Source organism: Stappia stellulata DSM 5886 (assembly GCF_000423705.1).
Classification (GTDB): Bacteria; Pseudomonadota; Alphaproteobacteria; order Rhizobiales; family Stappiaceae; genus Stappia; species Stappia stellulata.
The window spans coordinates 875,676-889,645 of record NZ_KE384082.1; the positions used below are offsets into that span (position 1 = coordinate 875,676).

The window sequence follows — 13,970 nt, forward strand, 5'->3', positions numbered from 1 at the left end:
TCACCTACTGCTGCTCTTCCAGCGTCACGAGACCCAGCCGCTTGTAGCCGGCCGCGTTGATGCGCCCCATCACCCGCATGATCGTGCCATAGTCGGCGTTCTCGTCGCCGCGCACGAAAATCCGTTCGTCATAGCCGTTCTGCGCAATCGCCTCGAGCGTCGGGATCACCTCGTCGGCGGCGATCTCGGAGTCTTGCATGAAGATGCGCCCGTCGGCCGCCACGGAGATCGTGATCGGCTCGGTTGCCCCCTCCAGCGGCTTCGCCTGCGTTTCCGGCAGGTCGAGCGGAACGCCCACGGTCAGGAGCGGCGCCGCCACCATGAAGATGATCAGGAGCACCAGCATCACGTCGACAAAGGGCGTGACGTTGATCTCGCTCATCGGCTGATGGCGACGCCGACGCCTGCGCCGTCCGCCGCCCTGGTCGTCCGATGCGCCGAGCTGCATGCCCATAGCTCAGCTCCTCTCGTCGATCTGACGCGACAGGATGGCCGAAAACTCGTCTGCGAAACCTTCCATGCGCGCCGCAAGCTTGCCGGCATCCGCCGACAGTTTGTTGTAGGCGATCACGGCGGGAATGGCGGCCAACAGGCCAAGCGCGGTTGCAAGCAGCGCCTCGGCGATGCCCGGCGCCACGACCGCAAGATTGGTGCTCTTCGACGAGGCAATCGCCTGGAAACTGGTCATGATGCCCCAGACCGTACCGAACAGGCCGATGAAGGGCGCGGCCGAACCGACGGTCGCCAGCACCATCAGCCGCGCCTCGAGGCGTTCCGCCTCGCGCGCGATGGTCACATCCATCACCCGGTCGATGCGCTGGCGCAGGCTGGCGATCGCCGGACGCGCGCCCTCGTGGCTGCGCTTCCATTCGCGCATCGCCGCGATGAACAGCGCCGACATCGAGTGGTTCGCCCGGCCCGAGAGCGTTCGGTAGAGTTCCTCCAGCGACTGGCCGGACCAGAACACGGTCTCGAAGCGGTTCATCTGCCGCTTGGTGCGGGCGTACAGCAGCCATTTGTCGACAATGATCGCCCAGCACCAGATAGACGCACCGATGAGCCCGATCATCACGAGCTTGACGACGAGATGCGCCTGAAAGAAGAGCGCGAAGAACGACATGTCGCCCTGAGGTGCGGCGAGGGTCGTTTGTGCAAGTTCTACGGGATTCATTATGTAATTGGACCTCTTGCCCGATGTCATCGGCACGTCTGCCGGATCGGCCGCCGGTTGCCCGCCATCCGGACACCCTGTCCGGACCAGTCATGTTCGCTGAGTCACCCGCCTCAATGGCGAGCGATTTTGGCGAAACTGGGACTGTTTCCGCCGAATTTCTCCGGCATTAAGCAGGCGTTAAGGTTACTGCCCGGTTAAGACGCAAGGGCTTTGGATCATACAACGCCGGCGCGCGATACCCTCAATCGGGTTGACCGGCGCCTTCAAGCCGCGCCGCAAGCGCCGCCGGCAGACGGCGCGGACGGCCGTCGAAAGAGATGACGGCGACGGTGACGCTGGCGGAAAACAGGAGCGCCCCGGCACGACGCACCTCCTGCGCCAGACACAGGCGAGCCCCGCGCGCGCCGTCAAGCCGCGTGACCACCTCGAGCGCGTCGTCGATGCGCGCGGGCCCGAGAAAGTCGATCTCCATGCGCCGCACGGCGAAGGCCAGCGCCTCGCCATGCACGCCGTCGCTCAAATCTGCGTGATGAATGCCGCACAAGCGCAGGAAATCGGACCGGCCGCGCTCGATGAACTTCAGATAGGCCGCGTGATAGACGACACCGGTGAAATCCGTGTCCTCGTAGTAGACGCGCACCGGCAGGACGTGTCCCGACGGCGTCAGCCGGCCCGCGAGATCGGGCCAGGGGGCCGCCTCACCCGTCATTGCCGTCCTCGGTGAAGAGACCGGGCTGCAGCGGATTGACGCCTCCCGGAACGGCAAGCCCCAGATGCTGGAACGCCGTCGGCGTCAGGATGCGTCCGCGCGGCGTGCGCTGGATGTAGCCCTGCTGGATCAGGAAGGGTTCGACGATCTCCTCGATCGCGTCGCGCGGTTCCGACAGGGCGGCGGCGATGGTTTCGATGCCGACCGGTCCGCCGCCGAATTTCAACGCGATCTGGTTGAGATAGCGTCGGTCGAGCTGGTCGAGCCCGGCGCTGTCCACCTCAAGCTGGGTCAGCGCCCGGTCGGCGATGCCCGCATCCACCGTCTCCTGTCCGGCGACGACGGCGAAATCGCGCACCCGGCGCAGCAGCCGGCCGGCGATGCGCGGCGTTCCGCGCGCGCGTCGCGCGATCTCGCGCGAGCCGTCCGCGCTCATGCCGATGCCGAGCAGGCGCGCACCGCGCGTCACGATCAGCTCCAGCTCTTCCGTGGTGTAGAACTGCAGCCGGACAGGAATGCCGAAGCGGTCGCGCAAGGGCGTGGTCAACAGCCCGAGACGGGTCGTCGCCGCCACCAGCGTGAACTTCGCCAGATCGATCTTGACCGACCGCGCCGCCGGCCCCTCGCCGATGATGAGATCGAGCTGGAAGTCCTCCATCGCCGGATAGAGCACCTCCTCCACCGCCGGATTGAGCCGGTGGATCTCGTCGATAAAGAGCACGTCGCGCTCTTCCAGATTGGTCAAAAGCGCCGCAAGGTCACCGGCCTTGGCGATCACCGGACCCGATGTCGCGCGGAAATTCACGCCGAGCTCGCGCGCCATGATCTGCGCCAGCGTCGTCTTGCCGAGGCCGGGGGGACCGACGAAAAGCACATGATCGAGCGCTTCGCCACGTGCCTTGGCCGCGCCGATAAACACCTTGAGATTGGCGCGCGCCTGCGCCTGGCCGACGAAATCGTCGAGCACTTGCGGGCGCATCGTCGTGTCGATCTCGTCGCCGCGAACCTCGGACGTCACCAGACGGGGGTCGGCCTCGCTCATACCGAAAGCTCCTTGAGGCCAAGACGGATGAGCGTCGCGGTATCGGCCCCCTCACCGGCCGACTTGACCGCCTTGGAGACGGCCCCACTCGCCTGTGCGGAGGGGTAACCGAGGTTGACCAGCGCGGACACCGCATCGCTAACCGCCGAGGACGCACCGCTCGAGGCCTGCTGCGACACGGAGATCGTGTCCGCATCGACGCTGGAATAGGCGGGCGCCTTGCTCTTCAGCTCCGTGACGATGCGCTCCGCCACCCGCTTGCCGATGCCCGGCGTGCGTGTGATCGCCGCCGTGTCGCCCAGCGCGATGGCATTGGCGATCTCCGACGCCGACATGACGCCAAGCGCCGCCAGCGCCACCTTGGCGCCGACGCCCTGCACCGTCATCAGGAGCTGGAACCACGCCTGCTCGGCGCGCGAGGAGAACCCGTAGAGCCGGATCATGTCCTCGCGCACGATGGTCTCGATGTGAAGCGCCGCCGCCTCGCCGGGCGAGGGCAGGCCCTGCAGCACGCGCGCCGGGCAATAGACGAGATAGCCGACACCGCCGACATCGAGGATCAGGTGATCCTCGCCGATTTCGTCGACGCGCCCCTTGAGCTTTCCAATCATCAGACGAGCCCCTCCGCGATCCGGGCAATGGCGCGCGCGCCGCGATGCTGGGCGTGACACACGGCAATGGCCAGCGCATCTGCCGCATCGTCGGAATTGAAGGTCGCCTTCGGCATCAGCACCTTCACCATCATACGGATCTGGTCCTTGTCGGCGTGGCCGGTGCCGACCACGGTCTTCTTGACGAGATTGGGCGCGTATTCGGCAACGGAAAGCCCATTGAGCGCGGGAACGAGCAACGCGATTCCGCGCGCCTGGCCCAGCTTCAACGTGGCCCCGGCATCCTTGTTGACGAAAGTCAGTTCCACCGCCGTTTCGTCCGGCCGGCTCTCGGCGACCACCTCCTGCAGCCCGTCATGCAACTGACGCAGCCGGTCGGCCAGGGTCTTGCGGTTGTCGGAGATCACCGTCCCGCTCGCGATAAAGGTCAGCCGGTTGCCGCTGGCGCCAATCAGGCCCCAACCGGTGCGGCGCAAACCGGGATCAATTCCCAGAATTCGAATCGGCGCTGTCATGGAACAAATCGGTAACGCCAATCGCGCGCCGTGACCAGAGGCAGCACCGGCAAGCCGCCGTTTTCCAGCGCGCAAGAGCGCGCAAAGGATGGCGGGACGGGCTTGCCTTTCGCCGCAGTTGCCGGTCCACTGGAGCGCTCGCTAGTCTCAAGCCTCCGTCCCACCCCGATCCCGCGGCCTCGCCGGCTTCCCCACGCACCCGAACGGACCGACATGCCGACAGTTCTCGTCGACCTTTTCGCGCAGCTGCCAGAGCCTGGAACGCTGGCCCTGCTCGTTGCGGCGATCGCGCTCGCCGGTGCCGTGCGCGGCTTTTCCGGCTTCGGCGCGGCGATGATCTTCATGCCGGCCGCGTCCAGCGTGATCGATCCGGCCGCTGCGGCGGCCGGGTTTCTGCTGCTCGATACGCTCGTGACCCTGCCGCTTCTGGCCGGCGCCGTGCGGCGTTGCGACTGGTCGACCGTGCTTCCCGCCTGTATCGGCGCGATGATCATGGTCCCGCTCGGCGCCGCGATCCTCGCGCGGGCCGACACGCTGGCGCTCAGATGGAGCCTGTCGACCATCGTGCTGATCGCACTGGCGCTTCTGGTTTTCGGATATCGCTATACGCGCGCGCCGGGCCGGCTGGCCTCCGTGGCCGTCGGCGCCTTTGCCGGACTTTTGTCCGGCGTTTCGCAGGTGTCCGCCCCGCCGGTGGTGGTGTTCTGGGCCGCGGGCCCCAAGCCACCCGCCGTGATCCGGGCCAATCTGATCACCTTCTTCGCTGTCGTGGGCGTCTCGGTCTTCGCCGCCTTTCTCTACAACGGCTTCTACTCACGCGCCGTGATTGCCCTTTTCCTGGTGCTTGCACCGGTCTACGGCCTGATGATCTATGCCGGCGCGCGCGGCTTTGGAACGGCCTCTCCGCAAGCCTATCGCCCGGTGGCCTACGGGATCATTCTGTTTTCCGCGATCTCGAGCCTTCCGCTTCTCGATCCCTGGCTGCGGTAAATCCGACGCCCTCAGGCGGCGCGCACGGTCTGGATCAGCTCGCGCATGCGCTCGTCCAGATTGGCGATATGGGCATTGAGCGCGGAGGAATGCTCGCGCACCTGACCCGCAACCGCGCTGCCGCGCTCCGCGGCCCCGCCAATGTCATGCGTGCTTGCCGTGACCCGGCCCGTGCCGTCGGAGGCTTGCGAGATGTTGCGGGAAATCTCGCCGGTTGCGGCGCCTTGCTCCTCCACGGCGGCGGCAATGGCGGTCGAGATATCGTTCATGTTCTGGATCGTGGAGGACACGCCACCGATGGCTTCGGCCGACTCGTTGGTCGCGGTCTGGATTTCACCGATCTGGGCAGCGATTTCCGCCGTCGCCTTGGCGGTCTGTTCCGCGAGCCCCTTCACCTCTGCAGCAACCACCGCGAAGCCCTTGCCCGCCTCCCCGGCGCGCGCCGCCTCAATGGTCGCATTCAGCGCAAGCAGGTTGGTCTGGCCCGCGATATCGGAGATCAGTCTGACGATGTCGCCGATCTTCTGCGAGGCGGCTGTCAGCGAACCGATCTTCTCGTTGGACTTGGCGGCATTGTTCACCGCGAGATCGGAAATGCGGGTCGCCTCGCTCACCTGGCGTGCGATCTCATGGATGCTGGCGCTCAGTTCCTCGGCTGCGGACGCGACGGCCTGAACGTTCTGCGAGGCCTCGGAGGCAGCCCCCTGGGCAAAGCGAGACCGATCCGTCGTCTGTTCGGCAACCTCGCCCAGATCGGTCGAGGCCGCATCAAGCGCGGAGGCCGAGGCGACGCAGGTTTCCACCACCGTGCCGACCGCAGTCTCGAACTCGCCTGCCAGTCGCTCGAGCGTGTCGCGGCGGTCGCGACGGCCGGCATCGATATAGACCGAAATCGCAAGATCCATGTCGAGCATGGCCGCGGACAACACCGCTTTCTGCAGGGCCGTCATCCGTTGCGGATCGCCCCGGCGCAGAAACCCGCCTGCACACGCCGTCTGGATCGCCTCCATCAGGCCGGAGGCGAGAAAATTGTATCCGCCGATGTACCACTTCGGCTCCAGGCCAAGCCGGTTGTGCGTCTCGCCGACCTTGGTCACGGATTCGACGTAATGCGTATCGAACAGCCCGTCGGTGATCGTGTCCCAGTGACGCAGCTGCATCTCCTTGGCGTGATCCATGTGCCTGGCGTTCTTGAAGAAGGCCTGCGTTTCGGAAAAACTCCCGACATGCTGGTAGAAGGCGTCGAGCACCTGGGGAAGGGCCTGCATGAGCAGTGGCTTCGCCTCGCGCAGCAGGGTCATGGCCGCTTGATCCAATTTGTAAAAATCGCGGCGCGCGGCAATTTCAGCATGATAGGACATTCTCGCTTCCTCCACAGTCCGGAGACGGTCTTTTTCCCTTGCCCCGGCGTCAGGATAATTCCTCAAGCACGTTTAAATAAATTTAATCCAATAGGGCAGGATCTTTTCCTTATTGGAAAGAGTGAATATCGAAATCAAAAAAACCGAGGTTTCCTTATCGTAATCTGGAAATTACGAACAAATTCCAAAAATAAAAAACGAATCCCAACCCTCGTAATTCAATAGAAATCGAAATATTAAAAAAATCATTTTAGGAAAATGGAAAAACAGCACAATTCCCCAAAGTCATATTATGTATAGTCATGGCAAGGCAGGGCCTTACTTTCAGAAATCACTTTTCTTCCGACGACCCGCCGGCTTCGGCAAACGCTTGAACAGGCGTAGAAAATAGAAAAACCGCCGGCGGGACCGGCGGTTTTGTTTTCGGGCGAACGTATGTGTCGAGAGGTTCAGGCCGCAGTCAGGCTTGCCAGGGTCTCATCGTCGATGTCGTAATTTGCAAAGACGTTTTGCACGTCATCGTCATCCTCGAACATCGCGATCAGCTTGAACATCGTCTGCGCCTTGTCCGCATCGAGCGGGGTCAGGTTCTGCGGCTTCCAGATCGCCTTCACCGTTTCGGCCTCGCCGAGCGCCGACTCGAGCGCCTTGGAAACATCACCCAGGTCCTCGAAGGCGCAAATGATGACGTGGCTTTCGGCATCCGACTGCACATCCTCGGCACCGGCCTCGATGGCAGCTTCGAGCATGTCGTCGGCGGTGCCGGTCGAAGCGGGATAGACAATCTCGCCGACACGGTCGAACATGAAGGCAACCGACCCTGTCTCGCCCATCGAGCCGCCGCACTTGGAGAAATAGGAGCGCACGTTCGATGCGGATCGGTTGCGGTTGTCGGTGAGGAGCTCGACGATCACCGCCACGCCTGCCGGGCCGTAGCCCTCGTAGCGGAGCTCTTCATAGTTGTCGCCATCGCCGGATTGCGACTTGTTGATCGCGCGCTGGATGTTGTCCTTGGGCATGGACTGGGCCTTGGCGTTTTGAACCGCCAGGCGCAGACGCGGATTGGCATTGATATCCGGCCCGCCCATCTTGGCCGCGACCGTGATCTCCTTCGACAGCTTGGAAAAGATCTTGGAACGGACCGCGTCCTGACGGCCCTTGCGGTGCATGATGTTCTTGAATTGGGAATGTCCGGCCATGTCGTGTCCTGGTTCGTCGCTGTGTCGTCCGGGGCTTGCAAGGCCGGCCAGCGGGAGACAAGGCGAAGCTGTCCCCGAGGGCGATTTCGCACCGGCTTGCCGCAAGGTCGCATTCGATGATCGTCAGCGGTGCCGTTGCCGAAGCCCGGACTGGGAATTGGATCGCCGCGTTATAGGCCGCGACGCACCAAAAATCCAGAGACCCTACGCAGAGGCAGGCCAGAACGGCGGCAGCGCCGGGCTGAGCCGGCCGCCGAGCCGCAGCGGCGCCACTGCTGTGGCCAGTCCCGTCCGGTCGTCGGTCTCCACCGCAACGCCGCAAACGGTGGCCTCGCCGAGCGCCGGGGTGAAGCGGCCGGACGGGATCTTGCGCAGGAACCGGGAGATCGGCTCGTCCTTTTCCATGCCGAGCACGGAATCGTAATCGCCGCACATGCCGGCATCGCTCATGTAGGCGGTCCCGCCGGGAAGGATCTGGTGATCCGCCGTCGGGGCATGCGTGTGCGTGCCGACAACCAGCGACGCGCGCCCGTCGGCGAAATGCGCCAGCGCCTGCTTTTCGCTCGTCGCCTCTGCATGCATGTCGATCACCACGGCATCGACCACCTGGCCGAGCGGCGTGCTGTCCAGCAAGGTGTCGATGGCCATGAACGGATCGTCGAGACTGTCCATGAACACACGTCCCATCGCATTGGCGACGAGAACGCGCGCGCCGTTGCGGGCAGTGAAGATATTGGCGCCGCGCCCTGGCGCGCCCGGCGGAAAGTTGATCGGTCGAAGCAGGCGGTCCTGCCGCCCGATATAGACCAGCGTGTCGCGCTGGTCCCAGACATGGTTGCCGGTGGTGACCACATCGGCACCGGCATCGAGCACGTCCTGGAGGATCTCCTCGGTAATGCCGAACCCGGCCGCCGCATTCTCGCCGTTGACGATGACGAAATCGATCGCGTTGGTTTCAACCAGACCCGGAAGCGCATCGATGGCCGCTTGCCGACCGCTGCGCCCGACAAGATCTCCCAAAAACAACAGCCGCATGCCTACTCGTGCTCCTTGAATTCCATGAGGCCGGCCTCCGTCAGGATCCGGTCGAGCCGCTGGTCGTGGGCCTCTTCCGGCACGACGTCGGCGCATTGTGCGTGAAACGCCAGCCCGACGGTCGCGGGGCGACGCCCCAGCTGCCCGGTGATCCGGGCGATTGCCCGGTCGTAATACCCCCGCCCGTAGCCGATACGCGCACCGCGCATGTCGAAAGCGGCAAGCGGAACGAGCATGCAGTCGGGAACGAGCTCCTGCGCATCCGCCGGCGGCTCGACCGTCCCGAAACCGGCGCGCACCAGCACGGTTTCGCGCGTCAGGCGGCGAAACACAAGTTCGCCCTCGACGATTGCGGGAAGGCAGAGCGCATGCCCGCGAGCACGCAACGCATCCATCAGCGGGCGGGGATCGATCTCGTCGCGGATCGGCCAGAAGCCTGAGACTGTGGCACCTTGGGGGAAATCGAGTGCATCGAGATGGGCGACAAGCGCGAGACTGCCTTCGATCCGAACTTGCGGATCAAGCGCGGCACGCCGGGCAAGGGCGGCTGAGCGAACGGCCGCCTTGCGCGCCGCCATTTCCGGATCGGCGACATCGCGGTCCGGCGTGTCCGATGCGCGCAACGGGTCCGGCGGTCGGAAATCGGATGCTGCCGTCACGATACGCTCTCTTCAGACAGAAAACACTTGTACAGACGGGCCGGAACGGCCGGAAAATGCGAATGACGTGGCCGCATCAGCCGTTGGAGTTTGCAATCCCGGGAAACCTACTGTGTAGGTGGGCGCCGTGTGCCCAAGCCCACGGGCGAGGGCAGGAACAGCTCCCAAGGGATGCGTAAGGCCCCGGGGATATGTCTCCTGACGAACCGCGCAGCCACGCCAGTTCTGGATATAGGGTCGGCGCCGCGCCAAACACAACACACGTTTTGTGTTTGGCGTTAAAAATCGGAGTGCGCGGTGTCGACCGTGCCCGGGTCAGGCGTCAGACGAGCGCACCGGACGGCTCAGGCCTTCCGCCAGGGCCTCGATCCGTTCGGCGGCCTGGGTGACGCGCTCGGCCACGGCGGCCTCACTGCGCTCGGCCCGCTCGAGAGCCGCGCTGCGCGCTTCGCGCAGGCTTTCCACCTCGTCCTCGAGCGCCTTCAGCCGCCGTTCGCGCTCCGCAAGTTCGTCGGTCACCATGATGCCGGCCATCACCGTGAGCCGGAGGTCGCCGATCTCGCCGAAGCTTCCCCGCAAGGTGTCGATACAGCCGTCGAAGCGGCGGGCCAGTCCGGTCAGCCGCTCCTCCTCGCCATCGTCGCAGGCCATGCGAAAGCTGCGGCCGTTGATGGTCACGATGATCTGCGCCATGCCGCCTCCTCAGCCGCCGTGGGTTTCGAGAACCGAACGGATTGATTCCATCGCCGACACGAGGCGCCGGGACACCTCGCGGTTTGCATCCTCCAGCCGTCCGACACGGGCTTCCGACGTATCGAGCGTGGCGGCGAGCTGGGATCGGTCGTCACCCAGTCGCTGGACCTCCTGCTGGAGGCCCGTGACCGACAGGTCGGCCTCTTGCCGGCGCTCCACGGCCGCCTCGAGCCGGCCGACCGCCCGCGTCAGCCGCTCCAGCGCCGCATCGAGCGTACGCTCTGCCGATCCAGCCCCCATGTGTCCCGTCTCGTCCATTGCCATCTTTGCTGTTGTCGCTGCGTCCGCCGACGCCGGGCTTCCCGAAAGCCATCTGTGCGCCGTCCCGATCCCGGCGCATCGCTATAGCATCCCTTTGCCGAAGAGGCGAGATCGCCGGCCTCGCGCGAACGCCGGTTTTCCCGGCATCCGCTTTGTTGACTCCCCGGGGGTTCCTGATATTTGTCGACCCGCTTTGCGCAGGCGGTCAGTAGGCTGCCACGCGACGGCTGATGGCGGGCGCGTTCGCATCCTCTCGAAATCTGCCGCGCCCGATCCGACGACATTCCCCGCGCGACAGCCGCGCAGGGCTCGAAATCCAGGACTGCAATGCCCTTGCGGCCCCCCGACAGGGACAGACGGAACCTAGCAATGACCGATCTTGAAAAACACAATCGCATGGCGAATGCGATCCGTTTCCTCGCCGCAGACGCCGTCGAGGCTGCCAAGTCGGGTCATCCCGGCCTGCCCATGGGCGCCGCCGACATCGCCACCGTTCTGTTCACCCAGGTGATGCACTACGATCCGACGCATCCCAACTGGCCGGACCGCGACCGCTTCGTGCTGTCCGCCGGCCACGGGTCGATGCTTCTCTATGCGGTGCATTATCTGCTCGGGTCGGACGACTTTACCCTCGACCAACTCAAAAATTTCCGTCAGCTCGGCGCGCTGACCGCCGGCCATCCCGAATACGGTCACGGCGCGGGCATCGAGACCACCACCGGCCCGCTCGGCCAGGGGCTGGCAAACGCCGTGGGCATGGCGATGGCCGAGCGCCACATGCGCGAAACCTTCGGCGCCGAGCTTGCCGACCATTACACCTATACGCTCGTCGGTGACGGCTGCCTGATGGAAGGCATCAGCCAGGAAGCGATTTCGCTTGCCGGCCACCTCAAGCTCAACCGCTTGGTCGTCATCTGGGACGACAACGGCATTTCCATCGATGGCAAGGTGTCGATTACCGACAGCACCGACCAGCTCGAGCGTTTCCAGGCGAGCGGCTGGGCGACCGTCGCGATCGACGGCCACGATCCCGAGGCCATCGCCTCGGCCCTCAACGCCGCACGCGAGAGCGACCGCCCGACCCTGATTGCCGCAAAGACCACCATCGGCTTCGGCGCCCCCAACAAGGGCGGCACCGAAAAGGTCCACGGCGCGCCGCTCGGTGCGGAAGAGCTCGCCGCCACCCGCAAGGCGCTCGGCTGGGCGCATGAGCCCTTCGAGGTGCCGAGCGACATTCTCGACGCCTGGCGGATTGCCGGCCTGCGCTCGGGCCAGACCCGCAAGGACTGGGAAAAACGCCTCGCCGAGGCGGATGCCGAGACCCGTGGCGAGTTCGAGCGTCGCCTGCGCGGCGATCTTCCCTCCGGTTTCGCCGACGCAATGACCGCGCTGAAGAAGCAGATTGCCTCCGACCGCCCGACGATGGCGACCCGCAAGGCTTCGGAATATGTGCTCGGCACGATCAACCAGGCGATTCCGGAGACGATTGGCGGATCGGCCGACCTGACCGGCTCCAACAACACCCGCACGGCCGAGACCGGCGCGATCACGCCGGAGGACTTCACCGGCCGCTATATTCACTGGGGCATCCGCGAACACGGCATGGCCGCCGCGATGAACGGCATGGCGCTGCATGGCGGCATGATCCCCTATTCCGGCACGTTCCTGGTCTTCTCCGACTATGCGCGCCCGGCCATGCGCCTTGCCGGACTGATGAAGCAGCGCGTCATCCACGTGATGACCCATGACAGCATCGGCCTTGGCGAAGACGGCCCGACCCATCAGCCGGTGGAGCACTACGCCGCGCTGAGGGCCATTCCCAATCTCGACTTCTACCGTCCCGCCGACGTCACGGAGACGCTGGAATGCTGGCAGCTCGCGCTGGAAGCGCGCGATGCGCCGAGCGTGCTGGCGCTGACCCGCCAGAACCTCGCGCCGGTCCGAACGACCTTTGAGGAAGAAAACCTCTGCGCGCGCGGCGCCTATGTTGTCGCCGACGCGGACGACACCCCGGCCGCGACGCTGTTCGCGTCCGGCTCCGAGGTCGAGATCGCGCTCGAGGCCCGCGAGGCGCTCGTCGCCAAGGGCATCCAGACCCGTGTCGTGTCGGTGCCCTGCATGGAGCGGTTCGAGCGCCAGTCCGACGACTACCAGGCCGACGTGATCGGCGGCCCGGGCGTCAAGGTCGCGATCGAGACCGGCATCCGTCAGGGCTGGGACCGGATCATCGGCCGCGACGGCGTGTTCATCGGCATGTCGGGCTTCGGCGCGAGCGCGCCCTACAAGGAACTCTATGCCCACTTCGGCATTACCGCCGAAGCCGTTGTTGAGGCCGTCACCGACCGCGTCGGCGGCTGAACTCTAGGCGCCTGCTCGACCGGACAGGGAGAGCGGGCGTTCCGGCCGGCGGGCACGACGCCTGCCGGCAGGCATTTCGGACAGGTCCGCGCGCAGCCAGCCACGGCGGCGTCCAACGGGCCGGACTGGACGGCGATTTGCGCCAGGATTTAAGGGGACACTCACATGACCGTAAAAGTTGCCATCAACGGGTTTGGCCGGATCGGCCGCAATGTTCTTCGCGCCATTGTGGAATCGGGCCGCACCGATATCCAGGTCGTGGCGATCAACGATCTGGGCCCGGTGGAAACGAACGCACACCTGCTGCGCTACGATTCCGTGCATGGCCGCTTTCCCGCCACCGTGACGGTCGACGGCGACACGATCGACGTCGGACAGGGCCCGATCAAGGTGACCGCGATCCGCGATCCCAAGGAACTGCCCTGGGGCGCGCTCGGCGTTGACGTCGCCATGGAGTGCACCGGCATCTTCGCCAGCCGCGACAAGGCCGCGATGCACCTTGAGAACGGCTCCAAGCGCGTGCTTGTCTCCGCCCCGGCCGCCAACGCCGACAAGACCATCGTCTATGGCGTCAATCATGAGGCCCTGACCAGCGCCGACCTCGTGGTCTCCAACGCGTCCTGCACGACCAACTGCCTGGCACCGGTCGCCTCCGTGCTGAACGAGGCCATCGGCATCGAAACCGGCTTCATGACGACGATCCACTCCTACACGGGCGATCAGCCGACGCTCGACACCATGCATTCCGATCTCTACCGCGCCCGCGCGGCCGCGCTGTCGATGATCCCGACCTCCACCGGTGCGGCCAAGGCCGTCGGCCTGGTGCTGCCGGAGCTGAACGGCAAGCTCGACGGCGTGGCCATTCGCGTTCCGACCCCGAACGTCTCGGTCGTCGACCTGACGTTCAACGCAAAGCGCGCGACCAGCGTCGAGGAAATCAACGCGGCGATCCGCGCGGCCGCCGACGGCAAGCTGAAGGGCGTCCTCGGTTTCACCGACGACAAGCTTGTCTCCTGCGACTTCAACCACGACAGCCATTCCTCGGTCTTCCACATGGACCAGACCAAGGTCATGGACGGCACCATGGTGCGCATTCTCACCTGGTACGACAACGAGTGGGGCTTCTCCAACCGCATGTCGGACACCGCCGTCGCCCTGGCAAAGACCATCTAGGACGGCAAATGGAGATTCCGGATTTCAGATCCCGGGCATCTTCATTTTATTGGGAGCCACCGCGCTTCTCGGGTTCGGTTTCTATCGTCTCGACCGGAAATCGGACCCGCCCCATCCGGATCGCCGCAAG

Annotated in this window: 15 protein-coding genes and 1 other RNA gene; 3 read left to right on the top strand and 13 right to left on the bottom strand. The window is 65.1% G+C overall.

Features of this window, described 5'->3' with window-relative positions; all coding sequences use genetic code 11:
* Positions 1-4: 4 nt before the first annotated feature.
* The 6 genes from tolR to ruvC form a co-directional block, all read right to left on the bottom strand.
* Complete coding sequence (gene tolR, locus G572_RS0116370) at positions 5-454, bottom strand: protein TolR (RefSeq protein ID WP_029059401.1); 450 nt, start codon at positions 452-454, stop codon at positions 5-7.
* 3 nt (positions 455-457) lie between these two features.
* Positions 458-1,171 (bottom strand): protein TolQ, encoded by a 714-nt coding sequence (tolQ, locus tag G572_RS0116375; protein ID WP_029059402.1) that lies wholly within the window; start codon positions 1,169-1,171, stop codon positions 458-460.
* A 244-nt stretch (positions 1,172-1,415) separates the two neighbouring features.
* Positions 1,416-1,883, bottom strand: coding sequence for a tol-pal system-associated acyl-CoA thioesterase (ybgC, locus tag G572_RS0116380; RefSeq protein WP_029059403.1), 468 nt, complete (start codon positions 1,881-1,883; stop codon positions 1,416-1,418).
* Positions 1,873-2,925: a Holliday junction branch migration DNA helicase RuvB gene (ruvB, locus tag G572_RS0116385; RefSeq protein ID WP_029059404.1), complete on the bottom strand. Its 1,053-nt coding sequence runs from the start codon at positions 2,923-2,925 to the stop codon at positions 1,873-1,875. Before ruvB ends, ybgC begins: the two co-directional genes overlap by 11 nt.
* Entirely contained in the window at positions 2,922-3,536 is a 615-nt protein-coding gene (ruvA, locus tag G572_RS0116390) for a Holliday junction branch migration protein RuvA (protein ID WP_029059405.1), read from the bottom strand. Before ruvA ends, ruvB begins: the two co-directional genes overlap by 4 nt.
* Complete coding sequence (ruvC, locus tag G572_RS0116395; RefSeq protein ID WP_084650217.1) at positions 3,536-4,051, bottom strand: crossover junction endodeoxyribonuclease RuvC; 516 nt, start codon at positions 4,049-4,051, stop codon at positions 3,536-3,538. The genes ruvA and ruvC overlap by 1 nt, the downstream gene beginning before the upstream one ends.
* Positions 4,052-4,264: 213 nt before the next feature.
* Here ruvC and G572_RS0116400 point away from each other — a divergent pair, with 213 nt between their 5' ends.
* Positions 4,265-5,041, top strand: coding sequence for a sulfite exporter TauE/SafE family protein (locus tag G572_RS0116400; RefSeq protein WP_208979125.1), 777 nt, complete (start codon positions 4,265-4,267; stop codon positions 5,039-5,041).
* A gap of 11 nt (positions 5,042-5,052) precedes the next feature.
* On the opposite strand, the gene G572_RS0116405 is transcribed toward G572_RS0116400, so the two are convergent.
* From G572_RS0116405 to G572_RS0116430, 7 genes are all read right to left on the bottom strand, one after another.
* Complete coding sequence (locus tag G572_RS0116405; RefSeq protein WP_029059408.1) at positions 5,053-6,402, bottom strand: globin-coupled sensor protein; 1,350 nt, start codon at positions 6,400-6,402, stop codon at positions 5,053-5,055.
* A 449-nt stretch (positions 6,403-6,851) separates the two neighbouring features.
* Positions 6,852-7,601 carry a YebC/PmpR family DNA-binding transcriptional regulator gene (locus G572_RS0116410; RefSeq protein WP_029059409.1) on the bottom strand — a complete coding sequence of 250 codons (750 nt, stop codon included), beginning with the start codon at positions 7,599-7,601 and terminating at the stop codon, positions 6,852-6,854.
* 204 nt (positions 7,602-7,805) lie between these two features.
* A complete protein-coding gene (locus tag G572_RS0116415) occupies positions 7,806-8,636 on the bottom strand; it encodes a TIGR00282 family metallophosphoesterase (protein WP_029059410.1) in 831 nt (276 codons plus the stop codon).
* A 2-nt stretch (positions 8,637-8,638) separates the two neighbouring features.
* Positions 8,639-9,295, bottom strand: a complete 657-nt coding sequence (locus tag G572_RS0116420; RefSeq protein WP_245566237.1) for a 5-formyltetrahydrofolate cyclo-ligase — start codon at positions 9,293-9,295, stop codon at positions 8,639-8,641.
* Between the two features lie 64 nt (positions 9,296-9,359).
* Positions 9,360-9,515, bottom strand: a non-coding RNA gene (gene ssrS, locus G572_RS26030) — 6S RNA.
* 95 nt (positions 9,516-9,610) lie between these two features.
* Complete coding sequence (locus G572_RS0116425; RefSeq protein ID WP_029059412.1) at positions 9,611-9,988, bottom strand: cell division protein ZapA; 378 nt, start codon at positions 9,986-9,988, stop codon at positions 9,611-9,613.
* Between the two features lie 9 nt (positions 9,989-9,997).
* On the bottom strand, positions 9,998-10,306 hold the full coding sequence (locus G572_RS0116430) for a DUF4164 domain-containing protein (RefSeq protein WP_245566238.1): 309 nt from the start codon (positions 10,304-10,306) through the stop codon (positions 9,998-10,000).
* A 372-nt stretch (positions 10,307-10,678) separates the two neighbouring features.
* Here G572_RS0116430 and tkt point away from each other — a divergent pair, with 372 nt between their 5' ends.
* Together tkt and gap are read left to right on the top strand one after the other, a co-directional pair.
* Positions 10,679-12,667, top strand: a complete 1,989-nt coding sequence (tkt, locus tag G572_RS0116435) for a transketolase (protein WP_029059414.1) — start codon at positions 10,679-10,681, stop codon at positions 12,665-12,667.
* Positions 12,668-12,832: 165 nt separating this feature from the next.
* On the top strand, positions 12,833-13,840 hold the full coding sequence (gene gap, locus G572_RS0116440) for a type I glyceraldehyde-3-phosphate dehydrogenase (protein WP_029059415.1): 1,008 nt from the start codon (positions 12,833-12,835) through the stop codon (positions 13,838-13,840).
* The last annotated feature ends 130 nt before the right edge of the window (positions 13,841-13,970 follow it).